Below are 23,769 nucleotides of genomic sequence, written 5' to 3' on the forward strand. Positions count from 1 at the left end.
GAATGGAGGCCGCCAGCGTCCCTCTCTCACCCAACAAAAAAGCCCCCCGCTCGGCCGAGCGGGGGGCTTCTTCATTTCTGCCGCGGCTGGGGAGCCGTCAGCTCTTGTTCTTGTTGTAGACGTCGAAGACCACGGCGCCGAGCAGGACGAGACCCTTCACGACCTGCTGCCAGTCGACGTTGACGCCCATGATCGACATGCCGTTGTTCATCACGCCCATGATGAAGCCGCCGACGACGGTGCTGATCACCTGGCCGACGCCGCCCATGGCCGACGCGCCACCGATGAACACCGCCGCGATGACGTCGAGCTCGCTGCCGAGACCGGCGGCCGGCACGGCCTGGCCGAGGCGGGCCGCGATGATCAGGCCGCCGAGCGCCGACAGCACGCCCATGTTGATGAAGACGAGGAGCGTCAGCCGCTCGGTCTTGATGCCGGAGAGCTGCGCCGCCTTGATGTTGCCGCCCATCGCATAGACGCGACGGCCGATGGTCGTGTGCCGCGTGATGAAGAAGAAGATGGCGACGAGGATGCCCATCACGACGAGCACGATCGGGAAGCCGCGATAGACCGCGAACTGGTAGACGAAGAACAGGGCGAGCGCCGAGATGACGACCGTCTTGACGACGAAGAGCACGAAGGGCTCGGCCTCGTAGCCATGCTTCTCGCGCGTCCGGCGGGAGCGGAGACCCGAGATCGCATAAGCCAGGACCGCGATGATGCCGAGCACGACCGTGGTCATGTTGAGCGTGATGCCGCTGCCGAAAACCGTCTTGCCGGCCGCGTTGACCGTCGGCGGGACGAGTACCCAGGTGCCGAGCACTTCCGGAATGAAGCCCGAGCTCAGCGCCTTGAAGGAATCGGGAAGCGGACCGACCGAGGAGCCGCCGCCGAGCAGGCCCTGGCAGAGGCCGCGGAACACCAGCATGCCGCCGAGCGTGACGATGAAGCTCGGGATCCGGTGATAGGCGATCCAGTAGCCCTGCGCCGCGCCGATGGCGCCGCCGACGATCAGGCAGACGATCGCGACGACCAGCGGATTGCCGAGGAACCCGCCGAGCGGCCAGATCACCATCATCATCGCCGCGAGCGCGCCGACGAAGCCCGCGACCGAGCCGACGGAAAGGTCGATATGGCCGGAGACGATGACCAGCAGCATGCCGAGCGCCATCACGATGATGAAGCTGTTCTGCTGCACGAGATTGCTGAGGTTGACCGGCTTGAACAGGGTGCCCGTCGTCAGCTGGAAGAACACCATGATGGCGATCAGCGCCAGGAGGAGTCCGTATTCCCGGAGATTGGACGTGAACGACGAGACGGGAACGCGTGGCGCGCTCGGCACGTCCTGGGCAACGCCCGACTGTGTGGGAACGGTGTCAGTCATGATGCAATTCTTCCTTCTCCGCGCACGATGGCGCGCATGATCTTCTCCTGGCTGGCCTCGCTTGCCGCCATCTCGCCGACGATTGCGCCTTCGTTCATGACGTAGATGCGGTCGGTGATGCCGAGGAGCTCAGGCATTTCGGAAGAGATCACGATGATCGCCTTGCCCTCGGCCGCCAGCCGGGCAATGATCGTGTAGATCTCGTATTTGGCGCCGACGTCGATGCCGCGCGTCGGCTCGTCGAGGATCAGCACTTCCGGGTTGGCGAAGAGCCATTTGCTCAGCACCACCTTCTGCTGGTTGCCGCCCGAGAGATTTCCGGTCTTCTGATAGACGCTGGGCGAGCGGATATTCGTCTTGCTGCGATACTCGTTGGCGACATCAAGTTCCTTCAGGTCGTTGATGACGCCATAGCCCGACACGCCCTTCAGATTGGCGATCGTGATGTTGTTCTTGATGTCCTCGATCAGGTTGAGGCCGTAGACCTTGCGGTCTTCCGTGACATAGGCCAGGCCGCGCTTGACCGCCTTGTCGACCGTCGAGAGATCGATCGGCTTGCCGTGCAGCTCGACCTCGCCGGTGATCTTGCGGCCGTAGCTGCGCCCGAACAGGCTCATGGCGAATTCGGTGCGCCCGGCGCCCATCAGGCCGGCAATGCCGACGACCTCGCCCTTGCGGACATTCAGGTCGATGTTCTTGATGACCTGACGTTCCGCATGCAGCGGATGATAGACCGACCAGTTCTTCACCTCGAACAGGACCTCGCCGATCTTCGGGTCGCGCGGCGGATAGCGGTCCTCGAGCGAGCGACCCACCATCGAGGTGATGATCCGGTCCTCGCTGATCTGGCTGCGATCGAGCGTCTCGATCGTGCGCCCGTCGCGAATGACCGTGACGTGGTCGGCGACGCGGTTGATCTCGTTCAGCTTGTGCGAAATGATGATCGAGGTGATGCCCTCACGCTTGAACTCGAGCAGCAGATCGAGGAGCGCCTGGCTGTCCTTCTCCGAAAGAGAAGCCGTCGGCTCGTCGAGGATCAGCAGCTCGACTTCCTTGCTCAGCGCCTTGGCGATCTCCACCAATTGCTGCTTACCGGTGCCGATATTGGTGATCAGCGTATTCGGATCTTCGCTGAGACCCACCTTCTTCAGCAGGGCGCGGGTCCGCTCTTCATTCGCGGTCCAGTCGATCACGCCGAACTTCGCGTTTTCGTTGCCGAGAAAGATGTTTTCGGTGATCGACAGCATCGGGACCAGGGCCAGTTCCTGGTGGATGATGACGATGCCCTTCTCCTCGCTGTCATGAATGCCGCGGAAGTGGCATTCGTTACCGCGATAGATGATCTGGCCTTCGTAATCGCCGTTCGGATAAACGCCAGAAAGGACTTTCATCAGAGTCGACTTGCCGGCGCCATTCTCGCCGCAGATGGCGTGAATTTCGCCTTCCTCGACTTTGAGATTGACGTTCGACAGCGCCTTGACCCCAGGAAAGGTCTTGGTGATGTCGCGCATCTCGAGAATATAGGAAGTCATGCAGAGCCGCTCCGGAAAGGGCATATGGGCCGGGAGACACTAGCCCCAGGCCGGCCTTACAAGAAAGGGCCCCGCCGAAGCGAGGCCCTCTCCTCTATGTCGTGATTACTTGAGTTCGTCGGCCTTGATGTAGCCGGACTCGACGACGAGCGCCTCGTAGTTCCCCTTGTCCACCGCGTGCGGCTTCAGCAGGATCGACGGGACGACCTTGACGTCGTTGTTGTAGGTCTTGGTGTCGAGGTTCTCCGGCTTGCCGCCCGAGAGGACCGTGTCGAGCAGGTCGACGGTCGTCTTGGCGAGCTCGCGGGTGTCCTTGAACACCGTCGAGTACTGCTCGCCGCCGATGATCGCCTTGACCGAAGCGGTCTCGGCGTCCTGGCCGGTCACGATCGGCCAGGGCTGATCGCCGGTGCCGTAGCCGACGCCGCGCAGCGACGCGATGATGCCGCGGGCCAGGCCGTCATTCGGGGCGAGAACGCCGTCGACGCGCGAGCCGTCCGCGTAGTTGGCCGACAGGAGGTTGTCCATGCGGGCCTGGGCGGTAGCGGCGAGCCAGGTCATCGTGCCGACCTTGTCCATGCCGGTCTGGCCCGACTTGATCTTGATCGTGCCGTCATCGATCAGCGGCTGCAGGACCGACAGGGCGCCGTCATAGAAGAAGTAGGCGTTGTTGTCGTCCGGCGAACCGCCGAACAGCTCGACGTTCCACGGCTTGGTGTCCGGGAAGCGCGCCTTCAGGCCCTCGATCAGCGAATTCGCCTGGATCACGCCGACGCCGTAATTGTCGAAGGTCGTGTAGTAGTCGACATTCGGGGTCTTCTTGATCAGACGGTCATAGGCGATGACGACGACACCGGCGTCAGCAGCCTTCTGCAGCGCGTCGGTCAGCGTCGTGCCGTCGATCGAGGCGACGATCAGGGCCTTCGGGCCCTTGGTGATCACGTTCTCGAGCTGGCTGAGCTGGTTCGGGATGTTGTCCTGCGCATACTGCAGGTCGACCGTGTAGCCCTTGGCCTCGAGCTGCGACTTGACGTCGGCGCCGTCATTGATCCAGCGCTGGATCGTCTTCGTCGGCATCAGGACGCCGACAAGGCCCTTGTCTTCCGCGTGCGCTGCCGGCGCGAGGGCCAGCATGCTGACGGTAACCGCCGCAAGCGCGGACTTGAACAACTTCATTCGTCTTCTCCCAATTAGTACGACGTCTGTTCACGCGTGTCGCCCAAGCCGCCGATCCAGGCGGCTTCGCCTCCACGAGCCTACGATCACAATGCCATGCAACCCTGCGGTTGCCATCGTCCACCAATCCCGCCCTACCGAGCCGAACGACACTCAGCACCACTTCGTATGATTTAATTCGGGCCTCAGTCAAATACGATTTTGCATTGCGCTCATCCTCTTGAGATCAGCGACGAAATTAGCGGCAATTTCGAAGCATCTCCGGTGGGCTGATGAATTTGTAGGCAGCGCATGGCCGTTTCAGCGGCGCGCGCACCAACAATCCGCGACGGCACCCGAAGCGACACGCCGCCTTCACCGAGCCGGCCTCGAAAGGCCCTAGGCGGGGCGCCCGCCCCGCTTGAGTCACCCCTGAAATCACAATCCGATGCCGAGCATGACACGGCGAAGTGATACTCAGTTTATGCTTGCACACAGCATGTGGTTCTACACTGACGCGCCGCCGAAGAATGGCGGCTATCGCCGATGTGGGAGGAAAAGATGCGCGCATGGTCCATGGTCATGGCGGTTGCCGGCTTGGCAACGGTCGCCGCCAGCCCCGCTTTCGCCGCCGACGCCATGATGATGAAAAAGGGCGAGACCGTCATGATGATGCCGGACGGCCACATGGGCCGGATGGCGCACACCGACAAGATGATGACGGACGCCATGATGAAGGATGCCAAGCCGATGGACAGCTGCGTCATGATGATGATGGGCTCCGACGGCAAGATGTACATGGCGAACGACATGAAGATGACGGACGGCAAGATGGCGTGCGAGACCGCCATGAAGATGAAGAAGAAATAGCCGCCGGGAAGGGCCATCCATGGATCGACGCCGCTCGGCGCCGCCTTTCCAGTCTCATAGCCGGGAGCGATGCCGGGCCACGGCCGCCTCGGCGTTTCTGCCGGCCAACGTCCCGCCAGGAGCGCCGCGATGATCGTCTCCCCCTTCCGGATCGTGTTTTTCGTGCTGGTCGCAATCTCGGGCGCTAGCGCCGAGACGCTGCCGCTGCCCAGCAATTTGATCGGCGCCGCGACGGAGGAAGGCGAGGCGCTGCTGGTCGGCGCCGAGGCGCGCGAGGCCTATTTCTCGCTCGCCGACCAGTTCGTCACCCAGAAGAACCAGGCCTATTGCGGCGTCGCCTCGATGGTCATGGTGCTGAACGCTGCCGGCGTCCCCGCCCCGGCCGCCCCGGGATACGAGCCCTACCACGTCTTCACGCAGGACAATCTGCTCGACGAGCGCACGGACGCGATCGTGGCGCGCGAGACGATCCTCAAGCAGGGCATGACGCTCGACGAACTCGGCGGCGTTCTGACGACGCAGCCGGTCGACGTGACGGTCCAGCATGCCGGCGATACCAGCCTCGACGCCTTCCGCGAGACGGCGCGCGACTATCTCGCGAAATCAGGCCATTTCGTCGTCGTCAATTATCTGCGCAAGTCGATCCGGCAGGAGGTCGGCGGCCACATCTCGCCGCTCGCGGCCTATGACGCCGACACGGACCGCTTCCTGATTCTCGACGTCGCCCGCTACAAATATCCGCCCGTCTGGGTCACTAGCGCCGATCTCTTCGCCGCGATGAACACGCCCGACGACGCCAATGGCGGCCGCACGCGCGGCTTCGTGCTCGTCGCACCCAAAGACAAGGACTAGACGCGGGTCAGTCCTGCCCCGGATCGGGCCGCTCGCAGGCGCGCTGGACCGCGGCGAGCATCCGCTGCCGGATCAGGCCGCTGACCGGGCGGATCAGATACCAGTAGGGCGCGAAGCGGCGCAGCGCCGCGCGATCGGGGCAATGGACCCGCGTCTCGGTGGCGAGAAGCGTGCCGGCCTCGGTCCTTTTGGCGGCGAAGCCCACGACCAACTTGGCCACGCCGGGCTCGTTGAAGGCGCGAAACGCCGCGCCGTCGGGGATCGCCACCAGCCCGAAATCCCGCCGCCAGAACCGGCCAACCAGGCCATACACCATCTCGCTCGCGCGACGCTCGTCGAGCCGGGTGAAGTTTGCCAATCCGAACGGCGCGGCGAGCGTAGCCGGACGACCCGAAAGCCGGGCCGACAGCCGCATCGGCAATTCGCGCAGGCCGATCATCGCGGCGAAGAAGCGGTCATTGTCCGGTCGATAGGCCGCGACGGCCGCCATGACGCGCTCCGGCGCGGCCGCGATCGGGCGAGAATGGCGTTCGCTGAATTGATAGGCGGGAAGATAGTCGTCGATGAGCGCCATGCCGGCTTCCTGATTCACCGGCATTGTCACGCTCGGGGCGAAACAGGCCAGCCAGCCTATTGTCGCGGCCGGGACCGGGACGGAATGCGTCGTCATGCGCCGTGCATACGCGCCGGCTAAGATGATTCGTCTGATTCTCAACCTCTCCAATCAGGGCCGAAATTGCGTTTCATCGAGACTTTCCAGTTCTGGCCCTTCCTCGACACCGTCGTCAGCCTGACCGCCGCCTTCATCTTCGGAACGCTGGTCGGCGCCGAGCGCCAGTATCGCCAGCGCACGGCGGGCCTTCGGACCAACGTACTGGTCGCCGTCGGCGCCGCCGCCTTCGTCGACCTCGCCATGGCGATCACCGGCCCTGTCGAGGCGACGCGCGTCATCTCCTATGTCGTGTCGGGCGTCGGCTTCCTCGGCGCCGGCGCGATCATGCGCGAGGGCATGAACGTCCGTGGCCTCAACACGGCGGCGACGCTCTGGTGCGCGGCGGCGATCGGCGCCTGCGCGGGCGCCGACATGATCGCGCATGCGGCGCTGGTGACCGTGTTCGTCATCGCCGGCAACACGCTGCTCAGGCCGCTCGTCAACGCCATCAACCGCATCCCGCTCGACGAAGAAGCGTCCGAGGCGACCTATGAGGTGACGGTGACGGTGCGCGACACCGATCTGCCGCGACTGCGAACCGTCGTGGCCGACATGCTGGAAAAGGCGCACTACCCGGCCGGCGACATCGAGGTAGTCGAGCGCGGCGAGAACCTCGCCGAGATCGTCGTGACGCTGGTCAGCACATCGGTGAAGGCAAGCGAAATGGACGCCGTCGCCCGCCGCATCGAACGCCTCGCCGGCGTCACCCACGCCTCCTGGGCGCTGAGCACCAAGGATTGAGGCTGACGGACCGTCGAAGAGCGTAGCCCGCGCCCACTTTCGGACTGGCCTCCGTCTGAACCCTCCCCTCGAGGGAGGGTGAAAACCGCGAAGCGGTTTTGGGGAGGGGCCTCTTTGCGCAGCCGCGAGGCATGGGCGTCTGAGAGAAGACATGGCCATCCGAGAGATCGGAGCAGTCTCTCCAAAGCGCCCCGCCCCGAAAACACGAAGGCGTTTTCGACCCTCCCTCAAGGGGAGGGTTCAAGAAAAGGGAAGCCTGTCCTGCCTCCGCCTCTCCAGTGGAGACCTCTGCAAAACACCACACTCATCATGCTGAGGAGGCCCGCAGGGCCGTCTCGAAGCACGCAGAGCGGCCGCGCAATCGACAAGCTGCGCCGCGACCGTGCGTCCTTCGAGGCCCGAGCTATGCTCGGGCACCTCAGGATGATGGATATCGGGCGCGGCATGACGGCCGGATAGGGGTTCCTCTGAGGGCGAGGAAGCCGACGGCTCTACCGCCGCTTCGGACCCTTGCGGCCGGCTGTGCTGCCGGCGCGGCCGCCGACCGAGCGGCCGCCGGGGCGATGGTTTGTCGTCATCGGATCGGGCCGACGCGGCCGCTCGTGTTCGTCGGTCGCAACCGAGGTCAGGTTGGAGCTGACCCCCATCTCGTCCAGATCGGGCTTTCGCGCCCGCGTCGCGGGAACCTCGGTGCGCTTCACCGTCATCTCGTCGAGATCGTTCTTGCGCGCCCGGGTTGCCGGCTCCGGCGGCAGGTTGGCGGCGTTGCCGTATTTGCGCTCGCCGCGATAGCCGCCGGTGCGGTCGTCGATCGCCGACTGGCGCGCCAGCGGATCGTCGGCGATGGCGAGCTCGGTCTCCTTGAGCCGCTTGATCTCGTCGCGCAGCCGCGCCGCCGTCTCGAATTCGAGGTTCATGGCGGCGTCGCGCATCTTCTTCTCGAGCGCGTCGAGATGCGCCTTCAGATTGTTGCCGACGAGCGCCGTATCGGCGAGGCCGGCATCGACCGTGACGTGGTCCTGCTCGTAGACGGACGACAGGATGTCGCCGATCTGCTTCTTGACCGATTCCGGCGTGATGCCGTGCTCGGCATTGTAGGCCATCTGCTTCTCGCGACGGCGGTTGGTCTCCGCCATCGCCCGCTCCATCGAGCCGGTAATGCGGTCAGCATAGAGCACGACCTTGCCGTCGACGTTACGCGCCGCGCGGCCGATGGTCTGGATCAGCGACGTCTCGGAGCGCAGGAAGCCTTCCTTGTCGGCGTCGAGGATGGCGACCAGCCCGCATTCCGGGATGTCGAGGCCCTCGCGCAGCAGGTTGATGCCGATCAGCACGTCGAAGGCGCCGAGGCGGAGGTCGCGGATGATCTCGATGCGCTCCAGCGTCTCGACGTCGGAATGCATGTAGCGGACGCGGACGCCGTTCTCGTGCAGATATTCGGTCAGGTCCTCGGCCATGCGCTTGGTCAGCGTCGTGACCAGCGTGCGATAGCCCTTCGCCGCCGTCTCGCGCACTTCGCCGAGCAGGTCGTCGACCTGGCTGGTCGCCGAGCGGATCTCGACGGGCGGATCGATCAGGCCGGTCGGCCGGATGACCTGCTCGGTGAAGACGCCGCCGGTCGCTTCCATCTCCCAGGTACCTGGAGTCGCCGAGACGTGCACCGTCTGCGGCCGCATGGCGTCCCATTCCTCGAAGCGGAGCGGCCGGTTGTCCATGCAGGACGGCAGGCGGAAGCCGTATTCGGCCAGCGTCGCCTTGCGCCGGAAGTCGCCGCGATACATGCCGCCGATCTGCGGGATGGTGACGTGGCTCTCGTCGGTGAAAACCAGCGCATTGTCCGGAAGATATTCGAACAGGGTCGGCGGCGGCTCGCCCGGCAGGCGGCCGGTCAGGTAGCGCGAATAGTTCTCGATGCCGGCGCAGGAGCCGGTCGCCTCCATCATCTCGATGTCGAAGCGGCAGCGCTGCTCCAGCCTTTGCGCCTCGAGCAGGCGGCCGGAGGCCTCCAGCTCGGCCAGACGCAGCCGGAGCTCATGCTTGATCGAGGCAATCGCCTGGTTCAGCGTCGGCTTCGGCGTCACATAGTGCGAATTGGCGTAGACCTTGACGAATTTGAGCTCGGCCGTCTTCTGGCCGGTCAAGGGATCGAACTCGGTGATGCTCTCGACCTCGTCGCCGAACAGCGACAGGCGCCAGGCGCGATCTTCCAGGTGGGCCGGAAAGATCTCGACGGTGTCGCCGCGCACCCGGAAGGTGCCGCGCACGAAATTCAGGTCCTGGCGCTTGTATTGAAGCGCCACCAGATCGGCGAGCAGCTGCCGCTGGTCGAGCTTCTCGCCGAGCTCGATGCCGAAGGTCATCGCCGTATAGGTCTCGACCGAGCCGATACCGTAAATGCAGGAGACCGAGGCGACGATGATGACGTCGTCGCGTTCCAGGAGCGAGCGCGTCGCCGAATGGCGCATGCGGTCGATCTGCTCGTTCACCGAGGATTCCTTCTCGATGAAGGTATCGGTGCGCGGCACATAGGCCTCAGGCTGGTAGTAATCGTAGTAGGAGACGAAATACTCGACGGCGTTGTCCGGGAAGAACGCCTTGAACTCGCCGTAGAGCTGGGCGGCGAGCGTCTTGTTCGGCGCCAGGATCAGCGCCGGCCGCTGCGTGTTCTCGATCACCTTGGCCATGGTGAAGGTCTTGCCGGAGCCGGTGACGCCCAAGAGAACCTGGTCGCGCTCCTGTTCGGCGACGCCCTCGACCAGTTCCCGGATGGCGTTCGGCTGGTCGCCGCGCGGCTCGAAGGGCGAGACGATCTGGAACGGCCTGCCGCCTTCCGACTTTTCCGGCCGCGGCGGCCGGTGCGGCACCCAGGTCTTGTCCTGGATTTCCGGCCGGCCCGTCTCGATCAGCGCCGACAGCGCTGCGACGGTCGCCGTCACCGACGACGCCGACATCGATTCCGCCTCTTCGAGGCTGATCTCGAGGCCGGAGACGGGATTGAGACCGCTCGCCGCGCGCTCGCGCGCCGTCGCCGCGATGCCGATCGACGTGCCGCGCGAGGATTTGTGCGTGTCGCCGGCGCCCTTTTCCGCCTTCTTGTCGGCCTTCTTGGCGCCCTTCGCCTTGCGGCCCTCGTCGACCGGCAGGTCGACGAGCTGCATGCGCTCGGGGCGCGCGCGGGGCGCGCGCTTCGGCTTGGGGGCGATCGGCTCGGCGTCCGCCGCGCGCGCGATCTCCTCCATCCAGTCGGCGATATTGCCCGACAGGGGAGTGCCTTCGAGCGGAGCCTGCGGCGCTTCGCCGAAGCCGGAAGTTTTGGGACGCTTGGCCATGGGTACGAAAGTAGAACAGCCGCTGCGGAATTTGAAGAGGTCGGCATGCAAAGTTTGCGGCGAGATCTCCGTTCAAAATGTCCGGCGCGAGCTGATAGGATGGAGCCATGCGCCCGCACGCCCTCCTCAACCTCGATATCCGCAGCTATGGCGGCGTCAGCGCGCCGCACCGGCACGATTTCGCGCAGCTGGTCCTGCCGCTGAGGGGCACGCTGGCGATCGACATCGCAGGCCGCGAACAGCAGCTCGACGCCTTCCGCGCCGCCTTCGTCGAGACGGGCCTGCCGCATTCGCAGGAGGGCGACCGCGCCAACCGATCGCTGATCGTCGATCTCGACCTGACGCAGCTCGCGCCCGAGGTCGCCGATCGGCTGGTCGCCCGCCCGTTCCTGCCGCTGGCGCCCATGGCGAACCGGCTGATCGACTATATGAGCCTCGTCGCCGGCGGCGACGGCGCGCAGGACGACCAGCTGGAACACTGGCTGCCGCTGCTGCTCGACGCCCTGGTGCAGACGCCGGCGCGGCCGCAATCCCGGCTGGCGGCATTGCTCGGCCAGATCGAGGCGGCGCCGGGTCAACCCTGGACGACCGAGCGGATGGCGGAGAGGATCGCCATGAGCGTCAGCCGGCTGCACGCGCTGTTCCGCAGCGAGCTCGACACGACGCCGGCGGCCTGGCTGTCGGAACTGCGGCTCCGGCGGGCGCGCGAATGGCTGGCGAATTCGGACGCCTCCATCGCCGAGCTGGCGTTCCGCGCCGGCTATTCCGACCAGAACGCGCTGACCCGCGCCATGCGCCGCACGACGGGCCTGACGCCCGCCGCCTATCGTCGCCAGAGCCGGGCAACGGACCGGCCCGAATGAACGGCGAACGTTCCTGGAGAGCTTTGGCCTAGAATGCGATAGCCTCGGCCGAGAAACGCCCATCCCGACCTGTCATGACCGGGCCTTTCCCGGAGACGATCGTGACCAGCAACGGCAGGATATGGGTTGGAGTTGGCTGCGGCATCGCCGCCGGCGCGCTATGGGGCCTCGTCTTCCTGGCGCCCGAGCTGGTGCGCGAGTTCACGCCGCTGCAGCTCGCCACCGCACGCTATCTCGCCTATGGCCTGTTCGCGATCGTGCTGATCGCGCCGCGCTGGCGCCGGGTGGTTCGCCAGTTGACCCCGCGCGACTGGTGGGCGCTGGTCTGGCTCAGCCTGCTCGGCAACATCTTCTACTATGTGCTGCTCGCCAGCGCCGTGCAGCTCGGCGGCATCGCCATGACCTCGCTGATCATCGGCTTCCTGCCGGTTGCCGTGACGCTGATCGGCAGCCGCGACCATGGCGCGACGCCGCTGTCGCGGCTGGCGCCGTCGCTGCTGCTCGGCACGGCGGGCATTCTCTGCATCGGCTGGCAATCGCTCCATTCGATCGACGCGGGCCTGCAGCCGGGCGGCCTGATCGGCCTTGCCTGCGCCATCGCCGCGCTGGCGTCGTGGACGAGCTTTGCCATCGGCAACGCCCGCTGGCTGGTCCGCGTTCGCCACCTGTCGTCGCATGACTGGAATCTTCTGACCGGCGTCGTGACGGGCGGGCTGGCGCTGCTGCTACTGCCGCCGGCGATCCTGATCGGCGCGCATAGCCACGATGCCAACGAATGGCTGCGCTTCGCCGCCGTCGCGGCCGGCGTCGCGCTGTTCGCCTCGATCATCGGCAATGCGTTCTGGAACTGGATGAGCCGCCTGATGCCGCTCACTCTGGTCGGCCAGATGATCCTGTTCGAGACGCTATTCGCCCTGCTCTATGGCTTCCTTTGGGAACGCCGCCTGCCGACGACGCTGGAAGGCGTCGCCATCGTCCTGGTGGTGGCGAGCGTCTTCGCCTGCGTCACGGCGCACCGGGTGCGGGACGGCAAGGGCGAGGCGGTCAGCCAGCCCGGGGCAGCGCCATGATCTGTTCATACAAATGGCGCGGAACGTGGACGCCGTTGGCCAGGCTGCGCGCCCGCGCCGCGTAGCGGCGCGTCGAGGGAAGCCGCGCGCCCTGGTCCGCGATGGCCGAGAACAGCCGCTCGCTGCTCGCCTGGTTGTCGCGCGAACCGCCGCCGAGGATCGCCGGGTCGAAGGCGATCAGGATCTCTCCATGGCAGGGGGCGGCCTTGAGGCCGTCGTCGAAATCCATCGATTCCAGGCTGGTCATGTCGGCGATCAGCGGCCCGGCCAATAGCTCGATCATGGTCGAGAGCGCCGAGCCCTTGTGCCCGCCGAAGGTCAGCATCGCGCCTTCGAGCGCCGCCGCCGCGCTCGTCGTCGGGTTGCCGTCCGCGTCGAACGCCCAGCCCTCCTTCAGCGGCTTGCCGGCCATTTTGTGCAGCGAGATGTCGCCACGCGCGATCGCGCTGGTGGCGAAATCGAACACATAGGGCTCCTGCCCCTCGCGCGGCCAGCCGAAGGCGATCGGATTGGTGCCGAGCGCGCCCTTGGTGCCGCCGGCCGGCGCGACCCAGCTGTGGCTCGGCGTCATGGCGATTGCCACCAGCCCCTGCGCGGTCAGCCTCTCGATCTCGGGCCAGAGCGCGGTGATGTGGAAGCAGTTGTTGATGGCGAGCACCGAGATGCCGATCGCCCTCGCCTTCTCGACGAAGCGCGGCATCGCCGCTTCGAGCGCCGGCAGCGAGAAGCCGAACTGCGCATCGACCCGGGTCACCGCCGCCGTCGTGTCGGTGACATCTGGCACGGCGTCGCGGTTGAAGCGCGGATGATGGATCGTCTGGACGCAGCCGGGTAGCCGGAACAGGCCATGCGAATGGCACTCGTCGCGCTGGCCTTCGGTCAACACGCGGGCGAGCGGGGCCGCCTGCGCCTCCGTCAGACCGGCCGCGACCAGGACCGATTTCGAGAGCGCGAATACCTCGTCGAGGCTGAGCACGACATCGTCGCCGGAATGCGCCTTGTCCAATCCGTCCTCCCGTCGCCGCTCCACCACCCGACCGTGTCTAGCAGCGCCCCGGTAGCCGGACAACGCCAGCGCCAGCGCGCAGCGTGGCGACGGAAAAAAGATCGACGCCCTGTCGATTCCGCGTTTGCCCGCTCGACGTGTTGTCAGAGCACGGGGATTACCGCCTCGTCATCCGCCGGATCGCCGGCGCCATCGACCAAGCAGGAGCGGACCGATGCGGTTCATGATCCTCGTCAAGGCCAACCGGGACACGGAAGCGGGCGTCATGCCGGAGGAAAAGCGGATCGCCGAAATGGCCGCCTATCACGAGGATCTGGCCAAGGCAGGGGCGCTTCTCGACGCCTCCGGCCTGCAGCCGACCGCGAAGGGCGCGCGGATCCGCTTTTCCGGCGGCCAGCGCCTCGTCATCGACGGTCCCTTCGCCGAGGCGAAGGAGTTGATCGCCGGCTACACGATCATCGAGGTCAAATCGCGCGACGAGGCGATCGCCTGGGCAAAGCGGATGCCGAACCCCGCCGGCGAAGGCAAGGAAGCCGAGATCGAGCTGCGGCAATTGTTTGAATTCGACGATTTCGCGCCGAGCCCGTCGATCGATCGGCTGCGCCAGATCGAAACCGGCTCCAAGGGCTGAACGAACTCTCCACCCTTTCTCACGCACAGGATACGACCATGCGCTTCATGCTGCTGATGATCCCCAAGGGCTACGAGACGGCGACGCCGGGCACGCTGCCCGAAGCGGACGCCGTCGCGGAGATGATGAAATTCAACGAGGCCCTGCAGAAGGCCGGCATATTGCTCGCCTGCGACGGCCTGCATCCGCCCTCCATGGGCGCCCGCGTCAGCTTTCCCGGCGGCAAGCCCGTCGTGCAGGACGGCCCCTTCGCCGAGGCGAAGGAAGTGCTCGGCGGCTACTGGATGATCCGCGTCGGCTCCCGCGAGGAAGCGATCGAATGGGCGAAGAAATGCCCGGGCGGCGAGAACGAGGTGATCGAAATCCGCCAGGTGCAGGAGATGGAGGACTTCCCCGAGGACGTCCAGAAGGCCGCCGCCGGTTTCGAGGCGATGCAGACCGGAGCGAACAGCGCCTGACGGCGCGACGCACTGTCCCAACTTCCGCGCTGTCCCAACCTTCCAGGAGAGCCTCATGCTGAAATTCATCGCTATCGCACTCGCGCTGCTGATCGTCGTCATCGGAGTGGTCGTCGCCTATGCGGCGACCCGCCCGGACCGCCTCCACATCCAGCGCGAGGCGCGCATTCACGCGCCGCCGGAACGGATCTTCCCGCTGCTGAACGACTTCCACAGCTGGGCGCTCTGGTCGCCCTATGAGAAGCTTGACCCGGCCATGCAGCGGACCTTCGCGGGTCCCGCGAGCGGCGAAGGATCCGTCTACGAATGGAGCGGCAGCGGCAAGGTCGGCGCCGGACGGATGGAAATCGCCAAGACCTCGCCGCCGTCGCAGCTCCGCATCGATCTCGATTTCATCAAGCCGATGCGGTCCAGCAGCATCGCCGAGTTCACGCTCGTCCCGGATGGCGACGCCACGCGGGTGCGCTGGTCGATGGACGGCCCGGCGCCGCTGGTCACCCGGGTGATGGGCCTCTTCGTCGACATGGACAAGCTGATCGGCAGCGACTTCGAGAGCGGTCTCGCCAATCTGAAGGCCGCGACCGAAGGCGGCTGAGGGTGACGGCATACCACAACGTCATGCAACCGACTTGCGCCGGCGGACGGGACGTGGCCTGATCCGCAACCGTGAGCAATGCGGAGACACATCAGGCGATCAACGCAGTCTGGCGGATCGAGCAGGCCAAGCTCGTCGCCGGCCTCGCGCGCATGCTGCGCGACATCTCGCTCGCCGAGGAGCTGGCGCAGGACGCGCTGGTCGCCGCCCTCGAACGCTGGCCGGAACAGGGCATCCCCGACAATCCCGGCGCCTGGCTGATGGCGACCGCCAAGCGCCGGGCGATCGACCGGCTGCGCCATCGCAAGATGCAGGATCGCAAGCATGTCGAGATCGGCTACGGGCTCGATCTCGACCAGGAGGATGTCGTCGCCGCCCTGGAGGCGCGGCTGGACGACGATATCGGCGACGATCTCCTCAAGCTCATCTTCACCGCCTGCCATCCGATCCTGTCGCGCGAGGCGCGCGTCGCGCTGACGCTGCGCCTGATCGGCGGCCTCTCCACCCCGGAGATCGCCCGCGCCTTCTTCGTGCCGGAACCGACCATCGCCCAGCGCATCGTCCGCGCGAAGCGGTCGCTCGCCGATGCCGACGTCGCCTATGAAGTGCCGCGCGGCGCGGAACTGTCGGAACGCCTCGCCTCGGTCTGCGAGGTGATCTACCTGATCTTCAACGAGGGCTACGCGGCGACCGTCGGCGAGGACTGGATCCGCCCGCAACTGGCGCAGGAGGCGCTGCGCCTCGGCCGCATCCTCGCCGGTCTCGCGCCCGAGGAGCCGGAAGTGCACGGGCTTGTCGCGCTGATGGAGATCCAGTCGTCGCGCTTCGCCGCGAGGGTCGGCCCCAATGGCGAGCCGGTGCTGCTGCTCGACCAGAACCGCGCCCGCTGGGACCATTTGCTGATCCGGCGCGGTCTCGCGGCGCTGGCGCGCGCCGAGGCGCTGGGGCCGCGCGGCCCCTATACGCTGCAGGCCGCCATCGCCGCCTGCCACGCCCGCGCCGCGGTGGCGGAGCAGACCGACTGGTTGCGGATTGCCGATCTCTATGCCGAGCTCGCCGCCCTCACCCCCTCGCCCGTCGTCGAGCTCAACCGCGCCGTCGCCGTCGCCATGGCCTATGGCCCGGCGGCGGGCCTCGCCATCGCCGACGCGCTGACGAACGAGCCGGCGCTCGCCACCTCGCATCTCCTGCCGGGCGTCCGGGCCGATTTTCTGATGAAGCTCGGCCGCCTCGACGAGGCGGCGGGCGAGTTTGAACGCGCGGCCTCGCTCACGAGGAACCAGCGCGAACGCGAGCTCCTTCTCGCGCGGGCGGCCGAGTGCGCCGCGGAGATGCCGTCCGCCTCGCTTGCATCGGCAAGCCGCACGCCTTAGGGAGCGTTTTCAAGCGAAGTGGATACCGGTTCGCGATAAGAAAACGCGACGAAACAAGGCGCTAGAGCATTTCGTCGTATCCACGAGACGATGAAATGCTCTAGGAGCGGGTCCGGTCCGCTCGCGGACGATGCGGAACTAGGAGGATCGGATGGCCGAAACGGACGCGCTCGCGGGCCGCATCGACGCGCTCGAGATCCGCCTCGCCTATCAGGACGAGACGATCGAGGATCTGAACAAGGCCGTCACCGATCAGTGGAAGCAGATCGACCTGCTCACCCGCAAGATCGCGCAGCTGACAGACCAGCTGCGCGAGACGACCGAACAGATCGGTCGCCCGAACCAGCCCGAGCCGCCGCCGCCGCACTATTGAGCGGGTGTTTGCTTGCGGAAATGCGAGCGCATGAACTCGACATAGTCGGCGTCGTCCAGCGTGCGCCGCGCCTTGACGAAGCCGCGCGCGTCGTCGCCGACCAGATAGCGCAGCCGATCGGTCCCGTCCGTGACAGCGCCGAAGATGACCTCGGCTACATCGGCTGACGTCATGGTCCGCGCGCTCCCCATCTGGGCGAAGGCCGCGTTGCTGCGGGCGACGAAGTCGTCATAGTCGGCGAGCGCCGGATCGGTGACAAAGTCCTCGGCCGAGCGCTCGGAGAAGCGCGTCGCCGCGACGCCGCCATGCGGGATAACCAGCTTGACCGTTATGTTCTGGGAGGCGAGCTCGTAGGAAAGCGCCTCGGAGAAGCCCTCCAGCGCGAACTTGCTGGCGCAGTAGAGCGAGATCAGCGGCAGCGTGAACAGGCCCGCGCCGGAGCTGACATTGAGGACGACGCCGCTGCGGTTGGCGCGGAAATGCGGCAGGACCGCCCGCGTGACGTCCATGACGCCGAAGACGTTGACGTCGAACTGGCGCTGGATCACCTCGCGCGGCAGCGCCTCGAACAGCCCGTACTGGCCGTAGCCGGCATTGTTGACCAGCGCGTCGATGCGGCCGAAGCGCTCGATGCCGGCGGCGATCGCCGACTGGATGCTCGCCTGGTCCTCGACATCGAGGCGCGCGACCAGCACGTCGTCCAGGCCGGCGAAATCGGCGTCGCGCTCGGGATTGCGCATGGTCGCAACGACGTTCCAGCCCTTGCCGGCGAAGAGCCGGACGGCGGCCTGGCCGATGCCGGAGGATGCGCCGGTGACGAGGACGGTCTGCTTCATGGGATTCTCCATCGGGGCCGGACGGGGGGATCCGGCGAAGGCGACAATGGACACGCTTGATTGATGTGACAATCTGGCCAATCCTGCACAACGTGATGCAGGAATTCGAACAATGAACCGGACCGGCCTGTTTGAGCTCAATGCCCTCGTGGCGATCTCGACCCACCGCAGCTTTCGCGCCGCGGCGCGCGAACTCGGCATGTCGCCCTCGGCGCTCAGCCACGCCGTCGCGACGCTCGAGAGCCGAATGGGCGTGCGGCTGTTCAACCGCACCACGCGCAGCGTCTCGCTGTCGGAGGCCGGCGAGCAGTTCCTCGCCCAGATCCGGCCGGCGCTGCGGGATATCTCCGACGCGATGGAGGCGGTCAACCGGTTCCGCGACACGCCGACCGGCATCCTCCGCATCAACACCTCGGAGGGCGCGGCGATGCGGATTCTCGCGCCAGTGGTGCTCGAATTTCTCCGGCGCTTTCCCGACATGCAGATCGATCTCGTCACCGAAGGACGGCTGGTCGACATCGTGGCCGAGGGTTTCGACGCCGGGATAAGGCTGGCCGATCTGGTGCCGCAGGACATGATCAGTGTGCCGTGCAGCCCGGCGCTGAGCTTCGCCGTCGTCGGCTCACCGGCCTATTTCGCCGGCAGGACGCTGCCGCTCACGCCGGGCGACCTGCTGGCGCATGACTGCATCCGCAGCCGCGTGCCGAGCGGCGGCGTCTATCGCTGGGAGTTCGAGCGGCATGGCGAAACGCTGGAGGTCGACGTCAAGGGACCGCTGACCCTCGACAACCACAATCTGATGGTCGAGGCCGCCCTGCAGGGCGCCGGCCTGATCTGGACCAGCGAATGGTCGGTGGCGCCGCACATCGAGGCCGGACGGCTCGTGCGCGTGCTGCAGGACTGGACGCCGGCGACGCCGGGCCTCTGCCTCTACTATCCCGGCCGCCGCCACGTCCCGGCCGGGTTGCGGGCCTTCATCGCCCTGATCCGCGAGGTGACGAATGCCGAGAGGGCGGCTGCGCGGCCACCTAGCCCTCAGGTGACGTAGGCGACGACCCAGAGCGCCAGGCCGATGGCGATGGCGTCCTCGAGCAGCGCGATCGGCAGGTCCCTGCCGCCCGTCGCCGCGACCAGGCGCTTGCGCGCCTCGTAGCCGCCGAGCGTGCCGATCACGGCGCCGATCGCGCCGGCGACGAGGCCACCAATCCAGCTCCCGCCCGCGAAGCCGATCGCCGCGCCGCTGACGGCGCCCATGAAGATCCGGGCGCCGAACTGCACCGGCACCTTGCGGCTCGGCGTGCTCGGCAACTGGTCGGTGATCAGCTCGGCGAGCGCCAGAAGGCTCAGGATCCACGGCACGATCCAATGGCCGAGGAAAGCGAGCCAGCTGCCGTCGAGATTGATCCAGCCGAGATAGGCCGCCCAGCTGACCGCCGCAGGCGCGGTCATCGCGCGCAGTCCGGCGACGACGCCGATCAACAAAGCCAGAATATAGAGTGCCATGCCAACTTCCCCCGCGAGCCAACTCGTTCAGATGACGGCTTTCCGGTTTGCGAAACCAGAGGAATATGCAGCGGCCGAAAAGAAAAACTCCAGCAGCCCGTCCCGAGATCGAACGGGAAGCAAATATTACCCTACGGAAACCAAGTTCGGCGGTGTCCCAATAGAAAGGCCGGCAAGAATGCCGGCCTTTCGTCTGTTATCAGGCCGCCGCTTCCGCGCGGCGGCGAACCGGATTCGGCAGTTCGATCTCGACTTCGAGCGTCGAGACCGCCTCGGCCCGCTGCATCTTGACCTGGACCTTGTCGGCCGGGATGTCGACGTGGCGGGCGATGACGCCGATGATCTCCTCGCGGAGCTTGGCGATCAGGTCGCTGGAGCCGGCCGAGACACGCTCGTGCTGCAGCAGGATCTGCAGTCGATCGCGCGCCACCGGCGCGGAGCGCGCCGGCTTGAAGAAGTTAAAGATCGTCATGCAGCCCTCCGACCGAAAAGCTTGCTCATGAAGCCGCGCCGCTCGGACGGAACGACCATCGGGATGTTCTCGCCTTCGAGGCGCCGGGCGGCGTCGAGATAGGCGCGCGCCGGGGCGCTGTCGCTGTCGACCAGCGTCACCGGGCAGCCGACGTTCGAGGCGTTCAGCACGGCCTCGCTCTCGGGGATGATGCCGAGCAGCGGGATCGACAGGATCTCCAGCACATCGTCGACCTTGAGCATCTGGCCGCGCTCGGCCCGCGCCGCGTCGTAGCGGGTGAGCAGGAGGTGCTTCTCCATGTACTCGCCCTTCTCGGCCTTGACGGTCTTCGAGTCGAGCATGCCGATGATGCGGTCGGAATCGCGCACCGACGAGACTTCCGGATTGGTGACGACGATGGCGACGTCGGCATGGCGCATGGCGAGCATGGCGCCGCGCTCGATGCCGGCCGGGCTGTCGCAGACGACCCAGTCGAAATGGTTGCGCAGTTCCTCCATCACGCGGGTGACGCCCTCTTCGGTCAGGGCGTCCTTGTCGCGCGTCTGCGAGGCCGGCAGCACATAGAGCGTGTCGAGCCGCTTGTCGCGGATCAGGGCCTGCTGCAGCTTGGCCTCGCCCTGCACGACGTTGATCAGGTCGTAGACGACCCGGCGCTCGGCGCCCATGACGAGGTCGAGATTGCGCAGACCGACATCGAAATCGACGACGGCGACGCGCTGTCCGGACAGGGCCAGCGCAGCGCCGATGGCTGCCGTGGACGTGGTCTTGCCCACGCCGCCCTTGCCCGATGTCACAACGAGAACCTGAGACATTGCTTCTGCTCCTTGCTGGCTCAGGCCAGCGCCGCCATGTTCATTTTGTCATTCGCAAGCCAAGCCTGGATCGGCCGGCCGCGAAGGCTCGCGTCCAGATCGTCGGCAGTCTGGTAGAGGCCGTCGATGGCGATCAGCTCGGCCTCGAATTTCTGGCAGAAGATCCGCGCCCCGGCATTCCCCGTCGACCCCGCGATCGCCCGGCCGCGCAGCGTGCCGTAGATGTGGATCGAGTTGCCGGCGATGATCTCGGCGCCGGAAGCGACGGAGCCCACCACCGTGACGTCACCCTGCGGAAAAATGATCGACTGGCCGGAACGGACCGGCGTCTCGATCAGGAGCGAGGGGATCGCCCGATCGGCGAAGCTCTGCTGCTGCTTGGGTGGCTCGGCGGACGGCTTGTGCAGGATTTCGGTCTGCTTGCCACCGCTCACGGAGGGCGGCATGCCGAAGCCGAGCCAGGACGGATCGGCGCCCTCGACCCCCATCACCTTGATCTCGCGCTCATAGAGCATTGCGATCAGCTCTGCGAAGTCGCGCTTGGTGATGGCGAGGCCGGTGACGTCGAGAATGACGGGGCGACTGGCGAAGTAGCCCTCGGAACGTTTGGAAAGTTTGTCGAGCTCCGCAAGCCATTCGGCCAGTGGAAGTTCGGGCGCCAGCACGGTGGCGAGGAAGGACCTTCCCCGGAACCGGATTGCAGCGCGTTGTTTTGAAGCGGGAGTAGCCACGATCGCAATTTGCCTTCTGTTAAGCAATCTGTGCGACACGCTGGTTAACGAGTGGTTAACCACGCCGGGGCCGTTAACGGATCGGACGAAAAAACCGTGGGTTTCCGAGGGAGTTAACGCCTGCAAAAAAATTCGGGTTGCAGGCGCGGCGCGCGTCAACATCAGCGCGAAAATGACAGTTTCGCTGACCTTTTCGAGGGAGACGCGGGGGAATGGAAGCGTCCGGACGACGCCTTGCGGACGGCGAACGCGAATCGCTTCGCCGCCGCCGTCAGCCCGCCCGTTAACGCTTCTTCCCGGCTGTTAACGCCTGTTACCGGATCGTTAGCGCGGCGTTAGCGCCGGCGTAGCCGCCGCGGCGGCGCCGAGCGCCTTGCGCACCTCCGGCACGACGCGGGTGCCGAACAGCTCGATCGACTTCATCATCTTGTCGTGCGGCAGCGTGCCGACGCTGAACTGGATCAGGAAGCGGTCATGGTCGAACAGCTCGTGCTGGTAGAGGATCTTCTCCGCGACCTCGGACGGGCTGCCGACGAACAGCGCGCCCTGCAGGCGGCGCTGCGCTTCGAACTGGCCGCGCGTCGTCGGCGGCCAGCCGCGCTCCTTGCCGATCTTGGTCATCGCGGCGGCGAAGGGCGGAAAGGCGATGTCGGCCGCCTCCTGCGAGGTCTCGGCGATGAAGCCGTGCGAGTTGATGCCGACGCGCAGCCCCGCCGGATCGCTGCCGGCCTCTTTCGCCGCGCGGTGATAGAGCTCGACCAGCGGCTGGAAATGCGCCGGGTTGCCGCCGATGATCGCGATCGCCAGCGGCAGGCCGAGGACGCCGGCGCGCACCACCGACTGCGGCGTGCCGCCGACGGCGATCCAGACCGGCAGCGGATCCTGCACCGGACGCGGATAGACGCCGAGATCCCGGATCGCGGCGCGATGCCCGCCCGGCCAGGTCACGCGCTCGGCGTCGCGGATCCGCAGCAGCAGGTCGAGGTTCTCAGAGAACAGCTCGTCATAGTCGCCGAGGTCGAAGCCGAACAGCGGGAAGGACTCGATGAAGGAGCCGCGCCCGGCCATGATCTCGGCGCGACCGTTCGAGATCAGGTCGAGCGTCGAAAAGCGCTGGAAGACGCGCACGGGATCGTCGGAGGAGAGCACGGTGACGGCGCTCGACAGGCGGATCGACTTCGTCCGCGCGGCAGCGGCGGCCAGCACGACTTCCGGCGACGAGATCAGGAAATCCGGGCGGTGATGCTCGCCGAGGCCGAAGACGTCGAGGCCGAGCTGGTCGGCGAGCTCGATCTCCTCAAGGAGGTCGCGGATCCGCTCCGCCGGGTCGAGGCGGACGCCGGTCGTCGGATCGGCCATGTTGTCGCCGAAGGTGTAGATGCCGAATTCCATGCTGATCGCCTCATCGGATGACGCCGGGGGACCCGGCGAAGGCCGCGGCCGAGACCGCTGATATGGCGCGCCGCTGCCGCGATGTCAGCCCCGGCCGCCGGAGACGCACTGTCTACCGCGAGACGAGCCGACAACGGCCGGGTTGCCCGCCTGCGTCGACGGCGCGCGGTTGCCCCTGGGTCGCGTATCGCCTAAATGACGGGTTCCCCAATCGGCTGAAAGTCGCATGATGGCTGAAATCGAGAAGTCCGCCGAGAAGAAGAAATCGTCCAATGACGGTCTTGGCGGTACCATCCGCGTCTTCGCCGAAGCGCTGATCATCGCCCTGATCGTCCGCACCTTCCTGTTCCAGCCGTTCGAGATTCCGTCGGGTTCGCTGATCCCGACCCTGGAAATCGGCGACTATCTGTTCGTTTCCAAATATTCCTACGGCTATTCCCGCCACTCCTTCCCCTTCAGCATCGCCCCGTTCGAGGGCCGCATCTGGGGCTCGGAGCCGAAGCAGGGCGACATCGTCGTCTTCAAGGGCCCGAAGGACAATTCGACCGACTACATCAAGCGCGTCATCGGCCTGCCCGGCGACACGGTCCAGGTTACCGACGGCCGCCTCTACATCAACGACCAGCTGGTCGAGCGGACGCCGCTGCCGCCGCACGAGACGAAGGATTTCTTCGGCAATCCGATCCAGGCGCCGCACTATGAGGAAACCCTGCCGAACGGGGTCAAGCACCAGATCATCGAGATCGAGGGCGATCGCGGCTCCTTCGACAACACGCCGAAATACGAAGTCCCGCCCGGCCATCTGTTCATGATGGGCGACAATCGCGACAATTCCGCCGATTCCCGCGACATGCAGTCGATGGGCTACGTGCCGCTCGAGAATGTCGAGGGCAAGGCGCGCTGGGTCTTCTTCTCGATCGCCGACGGCGCCCGCATCTGGGAATTCTGGAAGTGGCCGTGGGCGATCCGCTGGGACCGCCTGTTCACCTCGATCACCTAGGATCCAGGGCCGGGCAAACCGGCAACGCCGCGTCGCAAAACGCGAGAGCTGATGGATTGTGCATTGCAAAATGCGCAAT

24 protein-coding genes are annotated in these 23,769 nt (G+C 66.2%); 12 read left to right on the plus strand and 12 right to left on the minus strand.

The features are described 5' to 3' along the window. Positions 1–97: 97 nt before the first annotated feature. From mmsB to chvE, 3 genes are all read right to left on the minus strand, one after another. On the minus strand, positions 98–1,387 hold the full coding sequence (mmsB, locus tag K32_RS16035) for a multiple monosaccharide ABC transporter permease (protein WP_244669997.1): 1,290 nt from the start codon (positions 1,385–1,387) through the stop codon (positions 98–100). Continuing rightward, positions 1,381–2,916, minus strand: a complete 1,536-nt coding sequence (gene mmsA / locus K32_RS16040) for a multiple monosaccharide ABC transporter ATP-binding protein (protein WP_201400484.1) — start codon at positions 2,914–2,916, stop codon at positions 1,381–1,383. The genes mmsB and mmsA overlap by 7 nt, the downstream gene beginning before the upstream one ends. A gap of 105 nt (positions 2,917–3,021) precedes the next feature. Further along, entirely contained in the window at positions 3,022–4,092 is a 1,071-nt protein-coding gene (gene chvE, locus K32_RS16045) for a multiple monosaccharide ABC transporter substrate-binding protein (protein WP_201400485.1), read from the minus strand. Positions 4,093–4,632: 540 nt separating this feature from the next. Here chvE and K32_RS16050 point away from each other — a divergent pair. Together K32_RS16050 and K32_RS16055 are read left to right on the plus strand one after the other, a co-directional pair. Then, positions 4,633–4,941: a hypothetical protein gene (locus K32_RS16050; RefSeq protein ID WP_201400486.1), complete on the plus strand. Its 309-nt coding sequence runs from the start codon at positions 4,633–4,635 to the stop codon at positions 4,939–4,941. Positions 4,942–5,070: 129 nt separating this feature from the next. Continuing rightward, positions 5,071–5,793 carry a phytochelatin synthase family protein gene (locus tag K32_RS16055; protein WP_201400487.1) on the plus strand — a complete coding sequence of 241 codons (723 nt, stop codon included), beginning with the start codon at positions 5,071–5,073 and terminating at the stop codon, positions 5,791–5,793. Positions 5,794–5,800: 7 nt separating this feature from the next. Here the strand turns inward: K32_RS16055 and K32_RS16060 are convergent, their stop codons facing one another. Then, positions 5,801–6,367, minus strand: coding sequence for a hypothetical protein (locus K32_RS16060; protein ID WP_201400488.1), 567 nt, complete (start codon positions 6,365–6,367; stop codon positions 5,801–5,803). 162 nt (positions 6,368–6,529) lie between these two features. Here K32_RS16060 and K32_RS16065 point away from each other — a divergent pair, with 162 nt between their 5' ends. Beyond that, a complete protein-coding gene (locus K32_RS16065; protein ID WP_201400489.1) occupies positions 6,530–7,246 on the plus strand; it encodes an MgtC/SapB family protein in 717 nt (238 codons plus the stop codon). A gap of 491 nt (positions 7,247–7,737) precedes the next feature. Here the strand turns inward: K32_RS16065 and uvrB are convergent, their stop codons facing one another. After that, complete coding sequence (gene uvrB, locus K32_RS16070; RefSeq protein ID WP_201400490.1) at positions 7,738–10,575, minus strand: excinuclease ABC subunit UvrB; 2,838 nt, start codon at positions 10,573–10,575, stop codon at positions 7,738–7,740. A gap of 107 nt (positions 10,576–10,682) precedes the next feature. On the opposite strand from uvrB, the gene K32_RS16075 reads away from it, so the two are divergent. Together K32_RS16075 and K32_RS16080 are read left to right on the plus strand one after the other, a co-directional pair. After that, positions 10,683–11,438 carry an AraC family transcriptional regulator gene (locus tag K32_RS16075; protein WP_201400491.1) on the plus strand — a complete coding sequence of 252 codons (756 nt, stop codon included), beginning with the start codon at positions 10,683–10,685 and terminating at the stop codon, positions 11,436–11,438. 74 nt (positions 11,439–11,512) lie between these two features. Then, the gene (locus tag K32_RS16080) at positions 11,513–12,508 is read left to right on the plus strand and encodes a DMT family transporter (RefSeq protein ID WP_201400492.1); all 996 of its coding nucleotides are present in this window, start codon (positions 11,513–11,515) and stop codon (positions 12,506–12,508) included. Here K32_RS16080 and K32_RS16085 read toward each other — a convergent pair. After that, the gene (locus K32_RS16085) at positions 12,483–13,514 is read right to left on the minus strand and encodes an Ldh family oxidoreductase (RefSeq protein WP_201400493.1); all 1,032 of its coding nucleotides are present in this window, start codon (positions 13,512–13,514) and stop codon (positions 12,483–12,485) included. The genes K32_RS16080 and K32_RS16085 overlap by 26 nt on opposite strands. Before the next feature lie 214 nt (positions 13,515–13,728). Between K32_RS16085 and K32_RS16090 the strand changes: the two genes are divergently transcribed. The 5 genes from K32_RS16090 to K32_RS16110 all read left to right on the plus strand — a co-directional run bounded on the left by K32_RS16090 (position 13,729) and on the right by K32_RS16110 (position 16,944). Beyond that, entirely contained in the window at positions 13,729–14,145 is a 417-nt protein-coding gene (locus K32_RS16090; protein ID WP_201400494.1) for a YciI family protein, read from the plus strand. A 38-nt stretch (positions 14,146–14,183) separates the two neighbouring features. Beyond that, entirely contained in the window at positions 14,184–14,603 is a 420-nt protein-coding gene (locus K32_RS16095) for a YciI family protein (RefSeq protein ID WP_201400495.1), read from the plus strand. 55 nt (positions 14,604–14,658) lie between these two features. Beyond that, positions 14,659–15,198, plus strand: a complete 540-nt coding sequence (locus tag K32_RS16100; protein WP_201400496.1) for an SRPBCC family protein — start codon at positions 14,659–14,661, stop codon at positions 15,196–15,198. Between the two features lie 71 nt (positions 15,199–15,269). Continuing rightward, the gene (locus K32_RS16105; protein ID WP_201400497.1) at positions 15,270–16,571 is read left to right on the plus strand and encodes an RNA polymerase sigma factor; all 1,302 of its coding nucleotides are present in this window, start codon (positions 15,270–15,272) and stop codon (positions 16,569–16,571) included. 151 nt (positions 16,572–16,722) lie between these two features. Continuing rightward, a complete protein-coding gene (locus tag K32_RS16110; RefSeq protein ID WP_201400498.1) occupies positions 16,723–16,944 on the plus strand; it encodes a SlyX family protein in 222 nt (73 codons plus the stop codon). Here K32_RS16110 and K32_RS16115 read toward each other — a convergent pair. Beyond that, entirely contained in the window at positions 16,938–17,780 is an 843-nt protein-coding gene (locus K32_RS16115; RefSeq protein WP_201400499.1) for an SDR family oxidoreductase, read from the minus strand. The two genes, K32_RS16110 and K32_RS16115, sit on opposite strands and share 7 nt — an antisense overlap. A gap of 112 nt (positions 17,781–17,892) precedes the next feature. Between K32_RS16115 and K32_RS16120 the strand changes: the two genes are divergently transcribed. Beyond that, on the plus strand, positions 17,893–18,828 hold the full coding sequence (locus K32_RS16120; RefSeq protein ID WP_201400500.1) for a LysR family transcriptional regulator: 936 nt from the start codon (positions 17,893–17,895) through the stop codon (positions 18,826–18,828). On the opposite strand, the gene K32_RS16125 is transcribed toward K32_RS16120, so the two are convergent. The 5 genes from K32_RS16125 to K32_RS16145 form a co-directional block, all read right to left on the minus strand. Further along, the gene (locus tag K32_RS16125; RefSeq protein WP_201400501.1) at positions 18,816–19,283 is read right to left on the minus strand and encodes a DUF4126 family protein; all 468 of its coding nucleotides are present in this window, start codon (positions 19,281–19,283) and stop codon (positions 18,816–18,818) included. The two genes, K32_RS16120 and K32_RS16125, sit on opposite strands and share 13 nt — an antisense overlap. A 199-nt stretch (positions 19,284–19,482) precedes the next feature. Beyond that, the gene (minE, locus tag K32_RS16130) at positions 19,483–19,755 is read right to left on the minus strand and encodes a cell division topological specificity factor MinE (protein ID WP_201400502.1); all 273 of its coding nucleotides are present in this window, start codon (positions 19,753–19,755) and stop codon (positions 19,483–19,485) included. Then, the gene (gene minD / locus K32_RS16135) at positions 19,752–20,567 is read right to left on the minus strand and encodes a septum site-determining protein MinD (RefSeq protein WP_201400503.1); all 816 of its coding nucleotides are present in this window, start codon (positions 20,565–20,567) and stop codon (positions 19,752–19,754) included. Before minD ends, minE begins: the two co-directional genes overlap by 4 nt. 20 nt (positions 20,568–20,587) lie before the next feature. Continuing rightward, a complete protein-coding gene (minC, locus tag K32_RS16140) occupies positions 20,588–21,460 on the minus strand; it encodes a septum site-determining protein MinC (RefSeq protein WP_201400504.1) in 873 nt (290 codons plus the stop codon). Between the two features lie 162 nt (positions 21,461–21,622). After that, positions 21,623–22,690, minus strand: coding sequence for an LLM class flavin-dependent oxidoreductase (locus K32_RS16145; RefSeq protein ID WP_201400505.1), 1,068 nt, complete (start codon positions 22,688–22,690; stop codon positions 21,623–21,625). A gap of 226 nt (positions 22,691–22,916) precedes the next feature. Between K32_RS16145 and lepB the strand changes: the two genes are divergently transcribed. Then, a complete protein-coding gene (gene lepB / locus K32_RS16150) occupies positions 22,917–23,690 on the plus strand; it encodes a signal peptidase I (RefSeq protein WP_201400506.1) in 774 nt (257 codons plus the stop codon). The last annotated feature ends 79 nt before the right edge of the window (positions 23,691–23,769 follow it).

It is taken from the genome of Kaistia sp. 32K, assembly GCF_016629525.1.
GTDB lineage: Bacteria > Pseudomonadota > Alphaproteobacteria > Rhizobiales > Kaistiaceae > Kaistia.